This window comes from Flavobacterium mesophilum (genome assembly GCF_039581405.1).
Taxonomy (GTDB): Bacteria; Bacteroidota; Bacteroidia; order Flavobacteriales; family Flavobacteriaceae; genus Flavobacterium.
The window spans coordinates 94,012-112,364 of sequence record NZ_JBCPXZ010000005.1; the positions used below are offsets into that span (position 1 = coordinate 94,012).

The 18,353-nt window shown below is 34.8% G+C and carries 15 protein-coding genes; 8 read left to right on the forward strand and 7 right to left on the reverse strand.

Translation table 11 applies throughout. The annotated features are described in order from the left end of the window. The first annotated feature begins 138 nt into the window (after window positions 1–138). Window positions 139–579, forward strand: coding sequence for a DUF4890 domain-containing protein (locus AAYQ19_RS16015; RefSeq protein WP_343537598.1), 441 nt, complete (start codon window positions 139–141; stop codon window positions 577–579). A 57-nt stretch (window positions 580–636) separates the two neighbouring features. Here AAYQ19_RS16015 and AAYQ19_RS16020 read toward each other — a convergent pair whose 3' ends face one another. The 5 genes from AAYQ19_RS16020 to AAYQ19_RS16040 all read right to left on the reverse strand — a co-directional run bounded on the left by AAYQ19_RS16020 (window position 637) and on the right by AAYQ19_RS16040 (window position 6,840). Next, complete coding sequence (locus tag AAYQ19_RS16020; RefSeq protein ID WP_343537600.1) at window positions 637–3,105, reverse strand: zinc-dependent metalloprotease; 2,469 nt, start codon at window positions 3,103–3,105, stop codon at window positions 637–639. A 173-nt stretch (window positions 3,106–3,278) separates the two neighbouring features. Further along, a complete protein-coding gene (gene hemL / locus AAYQ19_RS16025) occupies window positions 3,279–4,565 on the reverse strand; it encodes a glutamate-1-semialdehyde 2,1-aminomutase (RefSeq protein ID WP_343537601.1) in 1,287 nt (428 codons plus the stop codon). A 51-nt stretch (window positions 4,566–4,616) separates the two neighbouring features. After that, a complete protein-coding gene (locus tag AAYQ19_RS16030; protein WP_343537602.1) occupies window positions 4,617–5,516 on the reverse strand; it encodes a glucosaminidase domain-containing protein in 900 nt (299 codons plus the stop codon). Continuing rightward, window positions 5,509–6,417 carry a 1-aminocyclopropane-1-carboxylate deaminase/D-cysteine desulfhydrase gene (locus AAYQ19_RS16035; protein ID WP_343537604.1) on the reverse strand — a complete coding sequence of 303 codons (909 nt, stop codon included), beginning with the start codon at window positions 6,415–6,417 and terminating at the stop codon, window positions 5,509–5,511. Before AAYQ19_RS16035 ends, AAYQ19_RS16030 begins: the two co-directional genes overlap by 8 nt. Before the next feature lie 75 nt (window positions 6,418–6,492). Next, window positions 6,493–6,840: a hypothetical protein gene (locus AAYQ19_RS16040; protein WP_343537605.1), complete on the reverse strand. Its 348-nt coding sequence runs from the start codon at window positions 6,838–6,840 to the stop codon at window positions 6,493–6,495. A gap of 116 nt (window positions 6,841–6,956) precedes the next feature. Between AAYQ19_RS16040 and AAYQ19_RS16045 the strand changes: the two genes are divergently transcribed. From AAYQ19_RS16045 to ilvA, 4 genes are all read left to right on the forward strand, one after another. Beyond that, window positions 6,957–7,142, forward strand: coding sequence for a C1orf53 family protein (locus AAYQ19_RS16045; protein ID WP_343537606.1), 186 nt, complete (start codon window positions 6,957–6,959; stop codon window positions 7,140–7,142). 472 nt (window positions 7,143–7,614) lie between these two features. Then, complete coding sequence (hutU, locus tag AAYQ19_RS16050; protein WP_343537607.1) at window positions 7,615–9,591, forward strand: urocanate hydratase; 1,977 nt, start codon at window positions 7,615–7,617, stop codon at window positions 9,589–9,591. A gap of 48 nt (window positions 9,592–9,639) precedes the next feature. Then, window positions 9,640–10,182 (forward strand): DUF4136 domain-containing protein, encoded by a 543-nt coding sequence (locus AAYQ19_RS16055; RefSeq protein ID WP_343537608.1) that lies wholly within the window; start codon window positions 9,640–9,642, stop codon window positions 10,180–10,182. 254 nt (window positions 10,183–10,436) lie between these two features. Then, window positions 10,437–11,681: a threonine ammonia-lyase IlvA gene (ilvA, locus tag AAYQ19_RS16060; protein ID WP_343537610.1), complete on the forward strand. Its 1,245-nt coding sequence runs from the start codon at window positions 10,437–10,439 to the stop codon at window positions 11,679–11,681. Window positions 11,682–11,761: 80 nt separating this feature from the next. Here the strand turns inward: ilvA and AAYQ19_RS16065 are convergent, their stop codons facing one another. Then, entirely contained in the window at window positions 11,762–14,167 is a 2,406-nt protein-coding gene (locus AAYQ19_RS16065) for an RICIN domain-containing protein (RefSeq protein ID WP_343537611.1), read from the reverse strand. Window positions 14,168–14,551: 384 nt separating this feature from the next. Between AAYQ19_RS16065 and AAYQ19_RS16070 the strand changes: the two genes are divergently transcribed. The 3 genes from AAYQ19_RS16070 to AAYQ19_RS16080 all read left to right on the forward strand — a co-directional run bounded on the left by AAYQ19_RS16070 (window position 14,552) and on the right by AAYQ19_RS16080 (window position 17,407). After that, complete coding sequence (locus tag AAYQ19_RS16070; RefSeq protein ID WP_343537612.1) at window positions 14,552–14,962, forward strand: group III truncated hemoglobin; 411 nt, start codon at window positions 14,552–14,554, stop codon at window positions 14,960–14,962. Between the two features lie 98 nt (window positions 14,963–15,060). Beyond that, window positions 15,061–15,504 carry a hypothetical protein gene (locus AAYQ19_RS16075; RefSeq protein ID WP_343537613.1) on the forward strand — a complete coding sequence of 148 codons (444 nt, stop codon included), beginning with the start codon at window positions 15,061–15,063 and terminating at the stop codon, window positions 15,502–15,504. 136 nt (window positions 15,505–15,640) lie between these two features. Next, on the forward strand, window positions 15,641–17,407 hold the full coding sequence (locus tag AAYQ19_RS16080) for an aromatic amino acid hydroxylase (protein WP_343537615.1): 1,767 nt from the start codon (window positions 15,641–15,643) through the stop codon (window positions 17,405–17,407). Between the two features lie 221 nt (window positions 17,408–17,628). Here AAYQ19_RS16080 and AAYQ19_RS16085 read toward each other — a convergent pair whose 3' ends face one another. After that, window positions 17,629–18,258 (reverse strand): DUF4230 domain-containing protein, encoded by a 630-nt coding sequence (locus tag AAYQ19_RS16085; protein ID WP_343537616.1) that lies wholly within the window; start codon window positions 18,256–18,258, stop codon window positions 17,629–17,631. Window positions 18,259–18,353 lie beyond the last annotated feature (95 nt).

Sequence of the window (18,353 nt, forward strand, 5' to 3'; positions counted from 1 at the left end):
TCTATACTATAACTCTTATAAGAAACGTTTTAATAGATTATATATCAATTTGTTAAATAAAACATAATTCTTTTGAAGAAATTAAACCTAATTAATTTCAAAAAGTCTAATCGGTATAACAATTAAAAAAACTTAATCATGAAAAAACTATTTATCGCCGCTATGTTATTTGTTGGAGTAGCAACTTTTGCGCAAGACATGGCTCAAAAACCAGCTCGTGACCAAAAAGAAAGAATGACGCCTGAACAGCGTAATGAAAAACAACTACAAAAACTGACTTCTGAATTGACTTTAGATGCCAATCAGCAAGCGCAAGTAAAACAGCTTTTAGCTGACAGAAGCGCTAAAGCAGAAAAAATGAGAGAAGCCCGTCAAGCAAGTAAAGACAGTGGCACAAAACCAACTGCAGCTGAAAGAGAAGCTTTCAAAAAAGAAATGATTGCAGAAAGAGATGCAAATGATGCTAAAATGAAATCGATCTTGAATGCTGACCAATACACGAAATGGAAAAAAATTCAGGAAGAAAACAAAGACAAAGCAAGAGAAAAAATGAGAGAATACAGAAATGACAGCAACTAATTTGTTTTCATAAAAAAAGAGGCTTTTTAAAGCCTCTTTTTTGTTTTTATAACTCAATTATTTAATCGGATTTAAAATCAAATCAATTCGCTTGATACAATCTTCATAATGGTATTTTGTTTCTGTGTTTACTCCCGTTGCTTTTGCCGCTACAAGCGATTTTTTCAAAGCACTCAATTCACCGCGAACCAAAGCTCTAAGATCAGATTGCCCAACATTGTAATACACACCTCCCCTTTCTGTCGGCTTCATTTCTTCGGTCATCAAATACCCCATTCTGTCAATGTAGGCTCTTTGCAGATTTCTGCGGTAAATCGTCACATTTGATGCTGCAGCAGCTTCTTTCCAAATTCCTTTTCTTAAATCTTTAAAGAAGTCTAAAGCTTTGTAAGTATCGGCGCCTAGAATTTCGTTATCCATCAATCTTCCAATACGAGGAATACTCAACAAATTATTCAAATGTCTCACCTGAATATTTCTGAACGTTTCCGTATAACCAGCATAATCTGTGTTTTTCAAAGTATTGATGTTGACAATCCATGTTGGCGATGCAAAAGCATTTGCTTGAAGCCAATTCATTGCATCGATTTGTTTTGCTTTTGGAACTACTTCATAAACATTTCCAGGTTGATTTGGATTTTTTGTGTTTTCATAAACACCTCCAACATTGGTTACAACGTGACCAACATATCTTCCCCAAACATCCAACATTTCTTTGTATAATTCGCTTAAATCGTCATAATCATTCGTGACTTTGCTTGTCCATTCGCTTAAATGATTAGCCACATACTCCAGATTTTTCATTCCGTAAGTACTTGCTTTCATTGAATTATTTCCGACATCTTCTGTTTGTGAAGAAGGATCAAACGTACTGCTTTGTTTTCCAAATTTATAAATCGGGTTTCCAGCTTTGTCCAAAATCCATTTATCTAAAGTTGCTTTTTCAGCCTCAGGAGATTTTGCATTCGGAATCACTCTGTATCCCCAGTTCAACGCATAATGATCGTAAGCTCCCATTTTACGAATAAAACGAATATTTTGATCGCCAGGTTGTGCGATGTAATTATAACGCGCGTAATCCATTATACTTGGAGAAATACCATTTTCTTGTGTAAAAGGGCCGTTTCTATAACTTTCAACATCGTATGAAGAACTTGCTCCCATATTATGCGGAAAACCTAATGCATGCCCAACTTCGTGCGCAATTACCATTCGCATCATTTCGCCCATTTCTTCGTCGCTTGTCTGTAATGTTCTCGCTGACGGATTCGCTGCACCTGTTTCAAGCAAATATCTGTTTCTGTACGAACGCAAATGATTGTGATACCAAATAACATCACTCTCGATAATTTCGCCCGTTCTAGGGTCAGAAACGCTTGGCCCAACTGCATTTCGAGTTGTACTTGCTACATAACGGATCACAGAGTAACGGATATCTTCTGGACTAAAATCAGGATCTTCTTCTTTCGTTGGCGCATCTTTTGCAATAATGGCATTTTTAAATCCGGCAGTTTCAAAAGGTTTTTGCCATTCTTCGATTCCTTGTTTGATGTATTTTTTCAGTTTTTCAGGAGTTGCTGGATCTAAGTAATACACAATTGGCTTTATTGGCTCAACCAATTCTCCTCTCGCATAAGCTTCTGGATCTTTTGGCTCCAATCTCCAACGACGGATGTATGTTTTTAAATCTGATTTTAATTCGTTGCTGCCATAATCGTATTGACTAACCGTAAACCAACCCACGCGAGGATCGGCTAATCTTGGTTTCATTGGCACTTCTGGCAATAAAATCATCGATTGATTCATCTGAATGCTGATTGATTCCGATTCTTCTAACATTGATGGTTTTGAAGCATTGTAAGTCATGTCTTGAATGACTTCAATATTCATCGGAAAACTTTTAATTTTATTGATGAAACTTCTAGAATCATCCAATCCTTTTACTTTGTATGTGTCACGCATTTCCGCAGAAATTCCGCTGATTGCCTTGACATCCGTGCTGTAAAACTTCGTTACGTCGATCACCGTATTTGCAGAATCTTTACTGAAAGCAACGATATCAAAAGCAAACAATGTTGGTTCGTAATTGTTTGATTTAACCGAAATGCTGATTGGCAAAGTATCATTTGCAACCGAATTGTACGATTTTGATTTGATTAAGATTTTATCTTGAAAACGTTGCCAAACAACCAATTGCTCATTCGTTTCAGATCCAGCATTCACATAACCTCCACCTAAGTTTGAAGGTAGTTTTGCCAATCTGCTTACAAGTAGCATATCTTTATTTAAATATTTGTTTGGGATTTCGAAATAATATTTTTTGTCCACTTTGTGAACGGTGAAAAGTCCTTCATCAGAAACAGCATCTTTTGTGACTACTTTGCTGTATTCCTTAATCGTAGATTCTGATTTTTTTTCTGGAGGAGCAACCGGAGTTTCATCCTTTTTCTTTTTTGACTGGGCAAATTGATTTGCTGGCAATAGCATAAATGTAGCCATTGCAGATAAAATCAAAAATTTCTTCATTATTGCAGGTTTAATGGTTATTTGATAAACAAAAATAATTTTTGATTACAAAAACACAAGAAAACAACCCTTCATTAACTTTTTATTAACTACAAAATAAGGATAATAATCATAAAAAAGTCCGCTCTTTGTAAAAGGCGGACTTTCAATTTATTTTATTTTAATTTCCAAAATTAAAATGTTTTTGAAACTTTATCAATTGCGTTAATTGTAAAATCTAAATCTTCGTAAGTCAAGGCATCTGTAATAAACCATGTTTCATATGCTGATGGTGCAATGTAAACACCTTCCTGCAATAATCCGTGGAAGAATTTCTTGAAAGTTTCATTATCACCTTTTGCTGCAGTTTGAAAATCCGTAACTGGATTTGCATCAAAGTGAACTGAAATCATCGAACCTACTCTATTGATAGTAAAAACAACATTATTTGCTTTTAAAACTCTGTCAATTCCTGCTTCCAAATAAGCTGTTTTTTCTTCTAAACGAGTGAAAATTTCTCGATCTGAATCCAACGCTTTCAACATTGCCAATCCAGCCGCCATTGCCAACGGATTTCCAGATAATGTTCCTGCTTGATAAACTGGTCCAAGTGGTGCCAAATAATTCATGATTTCCTCGCGCGCTGCAAAGGCACCAACTGGCAATCCACCACCAATGACTTTTCCGAAAGTTACGATATCAGCATCAATACCATATAATTCCTGAACACCACCGCGAGCTAAGCGGAAACCTGTCATTACCTCATCAAAAATCAATAAAATTCCGTTTGCTGTACACAAATCTCTTAAACCTTGCAAAAAGCCTTCTTTAGGAACAATACATCCCATATTTCCTGCAACAGCTTCAATAATAATGGCTGCGATTTCGCCTTTATTAGCTTCAACAAGTGTTTTTACATTTTCTAAATCATTGTATTTTGCCAACAAAGTATCTTTTGCAGTTCCTTCTGTTACACCAGGGCTATTTGGAGAACCAAAAGTTACTGCCCCACTTCCTGCTTGAATCAAAAATGAATCAGAATGTCCGTGGTAGCAACCTGCAAATTTTACAATTTTGTCTCTCTTTGTAAAGCCACGAGCTAGACGAATCGCACTCATACAAGCCTCTGTACCTGAATTTACAAAACGAATTTTATCAATATTCGGAACCATAGAAACCGCCAAAGCCGCAATTTCTGTTTCCAATTCTGTCGGCATTCCAAATGAAGTTCCCAATTTTGCTTTTTCAACTACCGCTTCAACTACTGGCTGATACGCATGACCTAAAACCATTGGCCCCCAAGAGTTGATGTAATCAATTAATTTATTTCCATCTTCATCATACAAATAAGCGCCTTTAGCACTTTTTACAAAAATCGGAGTTCCGCCAACTGCTTTAAACGCTCTAACTGGTGAATTTACTCCTCCCGGAATTACTTTTTCTGCTTCAGCAAAAAGCTGACTACTTCTTTTATATAACATTTTTATTTTAGATTTCTTGATAATTGTTAATTATCAATTATAAATTGTAAATTATTTCACTTTCAATTTTTGCCCAATCGAAATGGCATTATCCGTCAAGTTATTTTTTTGCTTTAAATCATCAACTAGTAAATTGAATTTCTTTGAAATCGAATATAAAGTATCTCCTTTTTGAACTTCATACAAATTAGGATCGTTTGAATTCAAATTGATTTTCGGATCAGAACTTGCAACTGCAGACGGACTTTTTGCTGGAGTCGTTTTACTGATTGGCACATAATTTCGACCCGTAACCTGACAATCATATTGATGCAAATTGTAGCGCTCAATATAACTTATCAATTTATCCGGATAATTAGGATCTGTTGCATAACCGCAGGCTCTTAATCCTTTTGCCCAAGCTTTATAATCGTCTTTTTCGTAAGTAAATAATGTTTCATATCTCTTTTTTCCAACTAAAAACAATGCGTGATCTCTATACGATTCTGAAGCTTGCGGATATTTCCTAAAACATTCCTGAGCCGAATCATCGTCATGGCGAACACTTTCACCCAACCAATCTTTATGGCATTTTATTCCGAAATGGTTATTCGCTTCAAGCGCCAAATCTCCTTTTCCGGCACCAGATTCCAAAATTCCTTGCGCCAAAATAATACTGGCAGGAATTCCATAGGTTTTCATATTTCCCATTGCAATATCCTTAAATTGCAAAATATAATTATTGATTAAATCACTGGTTACAACTGTTTTTGAAGTCGACTGAATAACTTCAGTGGTATTATTTGTAGAAGGATAATTTTTACCAACTGGTTTAGCTGACGGACTTTTTTTAACCGAAGCCGTTCTGGCTTGAGTCGCTGCCGCTTTTTTAGTCGTCGCGATAACAGGCTTGCTAGAAGAGCAACTTGCTAAAGCTAATATTACGAGAAGTAATACAATTTTTTTAATCATTGATTTTGAGTATTGGTAATTTTTTCTGCTTCAACTTTATATTCATTCCGCTAATTCCCTGTAATCCGCCGGTGTGAATGAGTAAAATTTTTGAATGTGCAGGAAAATAATTTTTGCCTATTAAATCTATAACGCCAAAAACCATTTTTCCTGTATAAATTGGATCTAAAGGCACTTTGTTTTCTTCAAAAAAAGCATTAATAAATTCAATTAATTCTAAATTTATCTTGCCATATCCTCCAAAATGATAGTCAGAAATTAAATTCCAGTTATCTTTTTTTGCAAAAATACGAATTTCATCCTTTAGAAAGTCACCTTTTAAGGCTGGAAAACCTAAAATTTTCTGATTTGGCAATGCGCTATTTATTAATCCAGAAATCGTACCGCCGGTTCCAACAGCGCAACAAACATAATCAAAAACCGAATCTTCATCTGTTAAAATTTCTTCACACCCCTTTACAGCGAGGTCATTCGTACCGCCTTCAGGAACTAAATAAAAGTCACCAAATTTCGCTTTCAGTTTTTCAATAAATGGAATTTCGCTTTTCAAACGATACTCTTCTCGAGAAACAAACTCAAATTCCATTCCGTTTTCTTTAGCAAATTTCAGCGTCGGATTTTCCTCAATTTTATCAAAAAGTTCATCCCCGCGAATAATTCCAATAGTTTTAAATCCTTGCTCTTTCCCTGCAAAAGCTACTGCCGCAATATGATTCGAAAACGCACCGCCAAAAGTCAATAAAGTCGTTTTATTTTCGGCTTTCGCCTGAAGCAAATTATATTTCAGTTTTCTAAATTTATTCCCCGAAACAAAAGGATGAATGAGATCTTCGCGCTTAATGGTCAACGAAATGTCATTCGGAAATTGAATATTTATGAGCTGATTGAAAACTGTATTCATTTTTATAAGTTGAAAAGTCGAATGTCAAAAGTGACAATCATATTTTAAATATTGTTTAAGCCTAAAGCCTATTGCTTACTGCTTAAAGCTTAAAGCTTTTAAATAATTTAAAAACTGAAAAAAAGATCGGTTTTTTAAATAATTAGTATTGGTTTCATTTTGATAAGCTTCTCTTTCGAAACTAATATTTCGATAGGCCAAATCTTTATTTTTGTAGTGGATCAAGCGAATCAAAAATTCTAAAAAATACCAAATAAAAAAAGGCAAAACCAGCATTTCTAATTGTTGTCTCAAATGTATTTTTTCGTGATTGACAAATGTTGCATTGGTTCTATCAAAATCATATTTAACCAAGATAAACGGGAATAAAGCCATTCCACGATACCCTTTCGGAATTAAATATTTAGCAACAATCAAAAACATTGGTTGTAAAATTTATAAATTTGTAGCTATAAAATTATTTGATTTCATTAAAATCTCAATCAAATAGTTATTTTTGATTTTTTTAAAGAAACAAAGCAAGAACCCAAAGCAGATTTATGAACGAGCAAAGTAATGAAAATAAATTAATCGAAGGCGAAGATTTTTACTATACGCCCGAAGGTTATAAATGCTTTACCGAAAAACACCACCTAAAACGTGGTTATTGCTGTAAAAGTGGTTGCCGTCATTGTCCGTATGGTTTCGACAAAAGAACAGGAGAAATACGCAAACGCTCTAATTAGGAAATGTGTCAATTTGAAAATTAGAAAATTTAGGTAAAATTAAATCCCAAATTTAAAATTCCAAATCCCAATCTAAAATCTAAAATCAACAATCTAAAATTATAAAATGGATATTCACTCAAGAAAATTTAGGATTAAAATCCACAAATCCTATCACAGGTCGGATATCCGCTATCCCTAGTTTTTTAATTAGAAAATGTGGCAATAAGGCAATGTGATAATTTGGCAATTTGAAAATTAGACAATTGTCAATCTTATTTGATTAATGTTTGACCAACATTTCATCTTTTCCAAAGATTTGAAAATGCTCCGTTTGGAGCAAAATATTGGTAGAATTATTCAACGCCCTTCCTATTTACGTCCCATCGGGACGACATAGTTAAAAAAACAAAAATTAATCTGTTGTTAATCTAACAAGGCTACTTTAGCAACTTAGTAGCTTAGAATCTCAGCAACTCAGCAACTTAAAAAAATGACTTTCAAAGAACAAATACAACAAGGAATTCCTTCAATATTACCTCCAAAGGCGATTTACGATCCAGCAATTAATCATGCTCCGAAACGAAAAGAGATTCTTTCGGCAGAAGAAAAAAAATTGGCTTTAAAAAATGCTTTGCGTTATTTCGAGTCAAAACATCACGCCGAATTAATTCAAGAATTTTCAGAAGAATTAGAAACGTACGGTCGTATTTACATGTACCGTTTTCGTCCAGATTACAGAATGTACGCGCGTCCAATTGAGGAATATCCAGGAAAATCTTTGCAGGCAAAAGCCATTATGCACATGATTCAGAATAATTTGGATTATGCTGTGGCGCAACATCCGCATGAATTGATTACATATGGCGGAAATGGAGCTGTTTTCCAAAACTGGGCACAATATTTATTGACAATGCAATATTTGTCTGAAATGACAGATGAGCAAACTTTAACGATGTATTCTGGACACCCGATGGGATTATTCCCTTCGCATTCTGAAGCACCAAGAGTAGTCGTGACAAACGGAATGGTAATCCCGAATTATTCAAAACCGGATGATTGGGAAAAAATGAATGCTTTAGGCGTTTCGCAATACGGCCAAATGACCGCTGGAAGTTATATGTATATTGGTCCGCAAGGAATTGTACATGGAACTACAATTACCGTTTTGAATGGTTTCAGAAAAATAAAACAAAATCCTGAAGGAAGTTTATTCGTAACTTCTGGATTGGGTGGCATGTCGGGCGCACAGCCAAAAGCCGGAAATATTGCGGGTTGTATTACGGTTTGTGCCGAAGTAAATCCGAAAATCACTAAAATCCGCCACGAACAAGGTTGGATTAATGAAATAGTCACTTCGACTGAGGAATTGGTTAAAAGAGTCGCTTTGGCGAAAGCCAATAAAGAAACGGTTTCGATTGCTTATTTAGGAAATGTAGTTGACGTTTGGGAATGTTTCGACAAAGAAAACATCAAAATTGATTTAGGTTCAGACCAAACTTCGCTTCACAATCCTTGGGCTGGAGGTTATTATCCAGTCGGAATTTCTTTTGAAGAGGCAAACGAAATGATGGCAAACAATCCGGAATTATTCAAAGAAAAAGTTCAGGAATCGTTGCGCAGACAAGCTTTGGCAATCAACAAACATACCGCAAAAGGAACATACTTTTTTGATTACGGAAATGCCTTTTTATTAGAAGCTTCACGCGCAGGTGCAGATGTTATGGCTGAAAATAATATTGATTTCAGATATCCAAGTTATGTTCAGGATATTATGGGACCAATGTGTTTTGATTACGGTTTTGGACCTTTCAGATGGGTTTGCACTTCTGGAAAACCTGAAGATTTGCAGAAAACGGATGCGATTGCTTCTCAAATTTTAGAAGAAATGGCAAAAACAGCTCCAAATGAAATTCAGCAACAAATGCAGGATAACATCAAATGGATTAAAGGTGCGAAGGAAAACAAACTTGTAGTTGGTTCCCAAGCTCGTATTTTATATGCTGACGCAGAAGGAAGAATCAAAATTGCCGAAGCGTTTAACCAAGCGATAGCAAAAGGCGAAATTGGCGCTGTGGTTTTAGGGCGCGATCATCACGACGTTTCTGGAACTGATTCGCCTTATAGAGAAACGTCAAACATTTATGACGGATCTCGTTTTACGGCCGATATGGCAATTCATAACGTAATTGGAGACAGCTTTAGAGGCGCAACTTGGGTATCAATTCACAATGGCGGTGGCGTTGGCTGGGGAGAGGTTATAAACGGCGGATTTGGTATGGTTCTTGATGGTTCTAAAGAGGCCTCAAAGCGTTTAGCATCAATGCTTTTTTGGGATGTCAACAACGGAATTTCAAGAAGAAGCTGGGCCCGAAACGACGAAGCTATTTTTGCCATAAAAAGAGCAATGCAAGTCGAGCCTTTACTAAAAGTAACTTTGCCAAACATAGTTGACGAAAGCTTACTTTAAGCCAAAGCATTCTTATACAGCAAAATAAGAACATTAAATATTAAACATATGAAAGCATTAAAATTAATTCCGATTCTTTTACTTTTAGTACTTGCCTCATGCGATTCGGTAAGCGCTTATTCTGACTATGACAAAACGGTCGACTTTACGCCTTATAAAACGTACGCTTTTTTTAAGCCCGGAATTGATAAGGTCGAAATTTCTGATTTGGATAAAAAACGAATTCTAAAAGCAATAGAAGTTCAAATGGAGGCCAAAGGGTTTACCAAAAGTGAAAACCCTGATTTGCTAGTTAACATTTTTACCAAATCCAAAGAACAAGTTGATGTTAATCAATATTACGCTGGATGGGGCTACGGTTACGGATACGGATGGGGTTACGGATGGAATCCTTATATGTACGGAGGAACCTCAGTTACAAGATACACTGAAGGAACATTGTTTATCGATTTAATTGATGCTAAGAAAAAAGAAATGATTTGGCAAGGCCAAGGAATTGGTACTTTATACAAAGGCATTGATAAAAAAGATGCTAGAATTACTGAATTTGTAACCAAAATTATGGCACAGTATCCGCCTGTAAAAAAATAATTAAGTACATTTGCTATTCAATCAGCTAAAAAATGACAAACTTTAATAACATTAGTATCGCTATTATTAGCATTATTGCAATTCAGCAGTAATGGCGAGGTGTTATATAAATTTGCAAAATATAATTTATGAAAACCTCCCAATTGGGAGGTTTTTTATTTTAAAATCGCCACAAATTACACAAATTCGCACGAATTAATTTCTTTAAAAAATTAGTGCAAATTCGCACAATTAATGGCAAAAAAACTAAAACAATGGATCTATTTAACGAAGTACTTAACGCAAAAAAGCAACTTGAAACTGTAGTTGCGGCAACACCTTTAACGCAAAATTTAAATCTTTCAGATGAATTCAAATCGACTATTTTATTAAAAAGAGAAGATTTGCAAATTGTGCGGTCGTACAAAATCAGAGGTGCTTACAACAAGATTTCTTCATTAAATGAAAAAGAAAAAGCAAACGGAATTGTATGCGCCAGTGCTGGAAATCATGCGCAAGGTGTTGCCTATTCCTGCAATCTTTTAAAGATTCAAGGCAAGATTTATATGCCGAAAACGACTCCAAAACAAAAAGTAAAACAAGTTCAATTATTCGGAAAATCATTTGTGGAGATTGTTCTGACTGGAGATACTTTTGATGATGCTTATGCTTCAGCAACTGCAGATGCTATTAAAAACCACAAAACTTTCATACATCCTTTTGACGATGAAAAAGTAATTGCCGGACAAGGAACTGTTGGTTTGGAAATTTTAGAAAGTTTTAAAGAACCTATTGATTATGTTTTTGTTCCAATTGGCGGCGGCGGATTGGCTTCGGGCTTATCAGAAGTCTTTAAACATTTAAGTCCGAATACAAAAATCATTGGCGTTGAGCCAAAAGGTGCGCCTTCGATGAAAACTTCTATTGAAGAAAATAAAAATACAGCATTAAAAACAATCGACAAATTTGTGGATGGTGCCGCAGTAAAACAAGTTGGCGACAAAACCTTTGATATCTGTCGCTATAATTTAGAAGACATTATCTTAGTTCCCGAAGGAAAAGTTTGCACGACAATTTTGCGTTTGTACAATGAAGAAGCAATGGTTGTGGAACCTGCAGGAGCTTTGACAATTGCAGCTTTGGATTTTTATGCCGATAAAATAAAAAACAAAACTGTAGTTTGCATTGTCAGCGGAAGCAATAACGACATTGAAAGAACTGCCGAAATCAAGGAACGTTCTTTGCTTTACGAAGGTTTGATGCATTATTTCATGATTCAGTTTCCGCAACGTCCCGGAGCTTTAAAAGAATTTGTAAATAATATTCTTGGTCCAGATGACGACATTACTTATTTTCAATTTGCGAAGAAAAACAGCCGTGAAGTAGGTTCTGTAGTAGTTGGTTTGGAATTAAAAAACAAAAATGATATCATGCCTATTAAACTGAAAATGACTCAAAACGGATTTGAATTTCAATATTTAAACGACAATCAAGATTTGTTCACACAATTGATTGGATAAAACAAAAAGGCTGTCTATTAACCGTAGACAGCCTCTTAAAATCAAATATAAAATTACTAATTGAATTCTAGATTTGTAATTTATTGCTTCAATACTTTTTTAGAATAAGCGCCTTTACTATCGTTTACTCTCACCACATAAATTCCTTTTGGCAATCTTGAAATTTCAATTTCAGCTTGTCTTCCTTCGAAATTCATATTTTTCTTTAAAACACTTTGTCCTTCAAGCGAGAATATTTCGACATCGGCACTTCCGGTATGATTTGTATCAATTTTTAAATAATCATTTGACGAATTAATAAAAATCACCATATCATTTGGATTTTCTTCTTCTGCTGGAACGGTTTGCACCAAAGCTTTTTTAGCTGTAGATTCAACCTGAACAAATTGCCATTGCTGATTTAATCCGCCTGTATAATCCCATACTTGAATATTAGCTCCATTTGCTGTAGAAACATTTTCAACATCAAGAGATTTGCCCGTATTGACATTGGTAATTTTATAATATCCACCACTCAAACTGGCAACTGTCCACTTAAATTCATTAGAATTAGCAAAAGTTCTTTGTTGCACTTTTAATCCGTTTGCTGTTCCGTTATTTTCAACAGCCAAATACATTCCAGTTGATTTTACAATAATGTAATAATTGCCGCTTCCGTCAGAAACAAATTTCCATCTTTGGTTGCTTCCACCGCCATTCGTAACATCGTATTGCTGAATTCTTCCGCCGCTACTTGTCGAATTATCGGCAACATCTAAACCTTTGTTGCTATTTCTTGAAATAATATTGTAATATCCCGGAAATCCAGTAGTTGACGCATTTACTGTAATAGCACTTGTCGCCGTTTTAGCTCCATCAACTGTTGTAACGGTAATTGTAGCTGTTCCTGCAGCAACGCCAGTAACTAATCCGCTTGAGTTTACCGATGCTACTGAAGTGTTGCTTGAACTCCAATTTACTGCAGTATTTGTTGCATTACTTGGCGAAACTGTTGCCGTTAACTGCTGTGTTTGTCCTGCAGTAATTGTTGCCGAAGTCGGGCTAACGCTTACTCCTGTTACAGCAACCGAACCTCCTGTTCCCCAAGTAAAAGTAACTGCTGATGATCCAGGAACTGCGTAATTAAATGCTGATGATCCAGAAACCACTTTTATCGTATTTGACGATCCCGAAGTATTGTAAAGAACTAAGGCGATAGAACCATCAGGATTTTTAAATCCAGCTGATACAATACTTCCGCTTGTGCTTGAAGAACTAATTCGTACTGCACCTGGTTTTACATATTTAGAGATTTGGCCAATAATATAGTATGCAACATTTTTGGTGTAACTTGTACTATTATTTACAGTAATAGCTCCTAAACAACTATTGCAACCGCCTGGAGTGTGCGGCCCCATGCTTGAATTATTTGCTGCATTCCATTCTAAAACTGTTTTCGACCAATTCGTTGTACTTCCAATTACTACATTTTGCATGTGCCAGCCAAAATCACCACTGAAACTTCCTCCAGAACCTGTGTATTGTTCTGTAAAATAGACGTTTTTATTGGTTTGCGTTTTTACCGTTGACATTGCAGAAATATTTCCTAAATACAAGTGAAATGCAGCGCCATCAACATAACTGCTATTGTTCAAAACATCAATTGGATAGGCTGTATTGTCACAATTGTGATCAAAAGCAATAATTTTAACGCCTCCATATCCAGCAGCAGCCAGTTGAGGGCCAAGTTGTTGATTAATGAAATTCTTTTGCTCCGTAGAATTCATTAGCATACTTGGCTCGTTGTTTGGATTTTCAGGTTCGTTTTGTGGCGTGATTGCCCAAATCGAAATTCCTTGAGCTTGCATAGCCTGAAGGTATTTTACAAAATATTTGGCGTAAGCCGCATAATATTGTGTCTGTAAACTTCCACCAACCCAAGAACCATTGGTTTTCATCCATCGCGGTGCAGTCCATGGTGTCGCCAATATCTTAATGTTTGGATTAATCAACTGAATCTTTTTGATAATCGGAATCAAATACGTTAAATCTGGTCCGTTTAAGCTAAAATTATTCATATTAGTATCTCCTGAAGTCTCGTTGTAACTATAAGAAGAACTGCTTAAATCTGAAGCTGCAATACTAATACGAATTACACTGGCGTTTAAACCTGTAGTTGGATTATACAAATCATTCAACAATTGGTTTTGTTGTGTTGCTGCCATGCCGCTTATCACTTCGGCACTACCTTCAGTAAGCGTATAACCAAAACCGTCCATGGTTTGATAGGTTGTTCCTGTATTTACTGTAACTGTAGAAGGATTTGTTCCTGAGTTTGTTCCAAAGCTTACTGTTGCTTGTTGTTGCAGTAATTTCGTTTGATCGCCTGATGTTATATAAGGCGTAACCGTCTGAGCGTTAATTTTTGTAATAAGTAAAAACAGCATCATAATACATAATGCTTTTGTTAGTACTCGATTTGTAGGTTTTTGAGTAGTTTTGTGCATTTTTTTTGGTTTTTTGTTAATTAAATTTTTCTTATTTATTAAGCATAATTTTATTAAATCAAATCAATATTATGTTAATTTTAAAGAATTTCATATTATTTTAACTTTACAAATACACATCAAATTAAAAATTTGCCTTAACAAAAACTTATCTATATTTTTTACAATTAATTGATTTACAGTATTTTAAAACATACAGAAGAAGCAAAATCTTACTTTTCAAAAAATCTTACAAATAATGCATTAATTACCTATAAATTAAATGGTGAAAATTCCCATAATTATCAAAAATTCTCAATCAGAAATTGGGTTTAAATGATAAATATCATAGAAATATGATGAAGTTAAATCGTATTTTTGCATATATATTTCAGAAACAAAAACATGGAACCTCTTAAAGATATTTCAACTTTAGAAGATATAAAACAAATGGTTAACAGCTTTTACGAAAGTGTTCGTAAAGATGAGCTTATAGGCCCCATTTTCAACGAGAAACTTCAAGATCGATGGGAACCGCATTTACAAAAAATGTACGGTTTCTGGCAAACCATCTTATTTGATGTTCGCGCTTATTCTGGAACTCCGTTTCCTCCACACAAACAATTACCTGTCGACAAAACTCATTTTGACCGTTGGATTGAACTTTTCAACACTTCAATTGATGCGCAATTTGCAGGCCCAATAACTGAAGAAGCAAAAATGCGTGCCACCAATATGGCTTTTATGTTCAATCATAAAATTGAATACTTCAGAAATGCGGAGAATGAATTGAGAAATTTAATCAAAAAATCCTAAAAGTAAATTTTAGAAATTGATGAGGTTATTATTTTTTAAATAAATTTGATTGAGTAAAGTCCCCTTAACTGAATCAAAAACCTACTTAATGTTTTATTATGAAAAAAATAATACTGCTTTTTATAATTTGCTTCTCATTTTTCAATACCGTTCAAGCTCAAACAGCTCCAATATCAAATTTATACAAAGGAACTGTCGATGGAAAAACTCCAATAACTGTTTACATCAAAACAGAAGAAAATCCATGTACTGCTGACTTAATTTTCACGTCGATGTACCGCTACAATAAATCTAAAAACTGGATTCAGCTCAACATTACACAAAATAGAAAAGCTGAAAATGAATTTATCATGGTAGAACAGGATTTTAGCGGTGTCCTAATTTTAAAGAAAACCGGAAATACTTTTTCAGGATTATGGATCAGCCCCGATGCTAAAAAACAATTAAAAGTGGATTTGAAAGAAGCAACAATGACCAAAAAAGAACTGGATAACTTTGAAAAAACAATGGAAAAAGTCAATTATGAGAATAATGACTGCTAAAATTCATTTTTCAATCAAGTCAAAAAATCTATAAAAACGCAATAAAATACACTTTCGAATAAAAATTTTGTGATGAATAGCAGAAAATAGCGGTCGAAATTCGTAATTTTACATTCTAATCTACAACGTTTTCGAAATGAATGCATCTATAGAAACAAATCCGTTATTGGATCGATTGCCTAAACATTTAAAGCAATTTATTAAGCCTCAGGATTATAGCGATTACACACCTATTAATCAAGCGGTTTGGCGCTATGTGATGCGTAAAAATGTAGATTATCTTTCAAAAGTTGCACATCACTCTTATTTAGATGGTTTACGCAAAACAGGAATCGAAATCGACTCTATTCCGAGTATGTATGGAATGAACCGAATTCTGACTGAAATTGGTTGGGCTGCGGTTGCCGTTGACGGATTTATTCCGCCAAATGCTTTTATGGAATTCCAAGCTTACAATGTTTTGGTTATCGCTTCGGATATCCGACAATTAGAACATATTGAATATACTCCAGCTCCAGATATTATTCACGAAGGTGCCGGCCACGCTCCTATTATTGCCAATCCAGAATATGCTGAATATTTAAGACGTTTTGGTGAAATTGGCTGTAAAGCAATTTCTTCGCATAAAGATTATCAAATGTATGAAGCGATTCGATTGCTTTCGATTTTGAAAGAAGCCGAAGATACACCTCAAGAAAAAATCGACGAAGCCGAAAAAGCCGTTGCAGATTTGCAAAACAATATGGGCGAATTATCTGAAATGGCTCAAATTCGTAATTTACATTGGTGGACAGTAGAATACGGTTTGATTGGAACAGTCGAAAATCCAAAAATTTACGGTGCAGGATTGCTTTCTTCAATTGGTGAAAGTGCACATTGTATGACCGATAATGTGAAGAAAATCCCTTATGATATTTCGGCAGCGAATCAAAATTTTGATATTACGCAATTACAACCTCAATTGTATGTAACACCAACTTTCTCCTATCTAAGTTTGATTTTGGAAGAATTTGCAAACAAAATGGCTTTGCGTACGGGCGGTTTATCTGGAATTCAAAAATTGATTCAGTCAAATGCTTTAGGAACAATTGAATTGAGTACAGGGTTGCAGATCTCTGGCGTTTTTACAAATGTAATTGAAGAGGAAGGAAAACCTGTTTACATTCAAACCACTGGAAAAACGGCTTTATCGTACCGAGAAAAAGAATTAGTTGGCCACGGAACTTTAACACATCCACATGGATTTGGAAGTCCGATTGGAAAATTAAAAGGCTTCAATTTAGCGATTGAAGATATGAGTCCGAAGGACTTGCAGGCTTATAGTATTGTTGAAAATGAGACGGTAAAATTAGAGTTTGAAGGCAATATTATTGTTGAAGGCGAAATCATTACAGGTTCTAGAAATTTACACGGAGAAATCATTTTAATCAGTTTCAAAAATTGCACGGTAACGCATGGCGAAACTATTTTGTTTCAGCCAGAATGGGGAAATTACGATATGGCAATTGGTAAAAAAGTGGTTTCTGCTTTTTCTGGCCCAGCCGATGTGAATAGTTTTGATTTGATCAATATTGTTCCTTCAACAAAAACAATTAAAGCAAAACATACGGACGAACGTGATGAATTGGAAATTTTGTACGCTACAGTTCGAAACATAAGAAATAATAAAGAATCAAAATCTGAACTTCAGTCTATATTTAATACATTAAAAAACAATCATCCAAACGATTGGCTTTTAGCCGTTGAAATTACTGAGCTTTTGAAAGATTCAAATGAAAAACAGCTTTTACAAGAAGTATTAGTTTACTTGGATCAATTGAAAGAAAAACGCCCAGAAGTGGCACATTTGATTTCTGGTGGATTGGATTTGATTTTTGATAGCTCTCTGCCACAAAGACACTAAGACACAAAGTTTTTTTGTTTTAGTTACTAAGTTAGTTGCCTCCTGCTTTAGCTGGAGGAAAAATATAAAGCTAAGTTGAGGCTTTAGCCAAAAAATATGTTTGGCTAAAGCCTTTTTCTTTTTATTGATAAATACCTCCAGCTAAAGCAGGAGGCTATTAATTGAAATGAGAAAAACCACTGAAATTTTGTTACTTTGTAGCTTTGTAGCTTTGACTAAAATCAAAGTTTCAAGTCTTCACTAAAATCTTTATCCGATTCAATCGTTTTTCCATCATACTGTAATTTCCAACCCATTGAATTTGTCATGATTAAAATCTTAGACAATTCACTAATTAATCGGTTTTCAGCATTGGTTTTTAAGGTAGATTTTTCGATTTTTTTCGCCAGATTTGCTTTTACTGATTTGTTGATTTTATTATAATCATCACCCGTAAACGGATTCAGTTTACTTTGTTCAACGTCGTAAAATTGAATATCAGGATTGATCGTAATCTCTTCTTTTGGAATATTTAAAATCGTGATGGTTTTGTTTTTTTCGTCAATATCATATTTCATTTTGTGCAAATCGTACGCCACTGTCACATTTGCATTTACGACCACAAGCGCTTTCTTTTCGAAAGAAATCATGTCCATGAAATATTTCTGCTGATTTTTATACGTAATGACTTCTGAAAAATGTCCTTCGGTGACCACCAATTTTCCAACATTAAGAATCTGTTGCTGAATCAAATTGGTATTATAATCAATAGTAGAATCATCGTCTTTTTTGAATTCGCAATATTTGAAAGCCAGAACAATGACTAAAACAATAACTCCAACACCGATAATTCTTTTGACTAAGTTTTGCATTCTAATAAAATGTTTAGACGAATTTACTTCTTTTTTTGCTTTTTTTCGCCACGAAAATTTTCTTTTGCCACGAATTTCACTAATTTCACTAATTA

Coding starts and splice junctions, on each gene's coding strand:
- AAYQ19_RS16015 (WP_343537598.1), top strand. CDS start 139: ATGAAAAAACTATTTATCGCCGCTATGTTATTTGTTGGAGTAGCAACT.
- AAYQ19_RS16020 (WP_343537600.1), bottom strand. CDS start 3,105: ATGAAGAAATTTTTGATTTTATCTGCAATGGCTACATTTATGCTATTG.
- hemL (WP_343537601.1), bottom strand. CDS start 4,565: ATGTTATATAAAAGAAGTAGTCAGCTTTTTGCTGAAGCAGAAAAAGTA.
- AAYQ19_RS16030 (WP_343537602.1), bottom strand. CDS start 5,516: ATGATTAAAAAAATTGTATTACTTCTCGTAATATTAGCTTTAGCAAGT.
- AAYQ19_RS16035 (WP_343537604.1), bottom strand. CDS start 6,417: ATGAATACAGTTTTCAATCAGCTCATAAATATTCAATTTCCGAATGAC.
- AAYQ19_RS16040 (WP_343537605.1), bottom strand. CDS start 6,840: ATGTTTTTGATTGTTGCTAAATATTTAATTCCGAAAGGGTATCGTGGA.
- AAYQ19_RS16045 (WP_343537606.1), top strand. CDS start 6,957: ATGAACGAGCAAAGTAATGAAAATAAATTAATCGAAGGCGAAGATTTT.
- hutU (WP_343537607.1), top strand. CDS start 7,615: ATGACTTTCAAAGAACAAATACAACAAGGAATTCCTTCAATATTACCT.
- AAYQ19_RS16055 (WP_343537608.1), top strand. CDS start 9,640: ATGAAAGCATTAAAATTAATTCCGATTCTTTTACTTTTAGTACTTGCC.
- ilvA (WP_343537610.1), top strand. CDS start 10,437: ATGGATCTATTTAACGAAGTACTTAACGCAAAAAAGCAACTTGAAACT.
- AAYQ19_RS16065 (WP_343537611.1), bottom strand. CDS start 14,167: ATGCACAAAACTACTCAAAAACCTACAAATCGAGTACTAACAAAAGCA.
- AAYQ19_RS16070 (WP_343537612.1), top strand. CDS start 14,552: ATGGAACCTCTTAAAGATATTTCAACTTTAGAAGATATAAAACAAATG.
- AAYQ19_RS16075 (WP_343537613.1), top strand. CDS start 15,061: ATGAAAAAAATAATACTGCTTTTTATAATTTGCTTCTCATTTTTCAAT.
- AAYQ19_RS16080 (WP_343537615.1), top strand. CDS start 15,641: ATGAATGCATCTATAGAAACAAATCCGTTATTGGATCGATTGCCTAAA.
- AAYQ19_RS16085 (WP_343537616.1), bottom strand. CDS start 18,258: ATGCAAAACTTAGTCAAAAGAATTATCGGTGTTGGAGTTATTGTTTTA.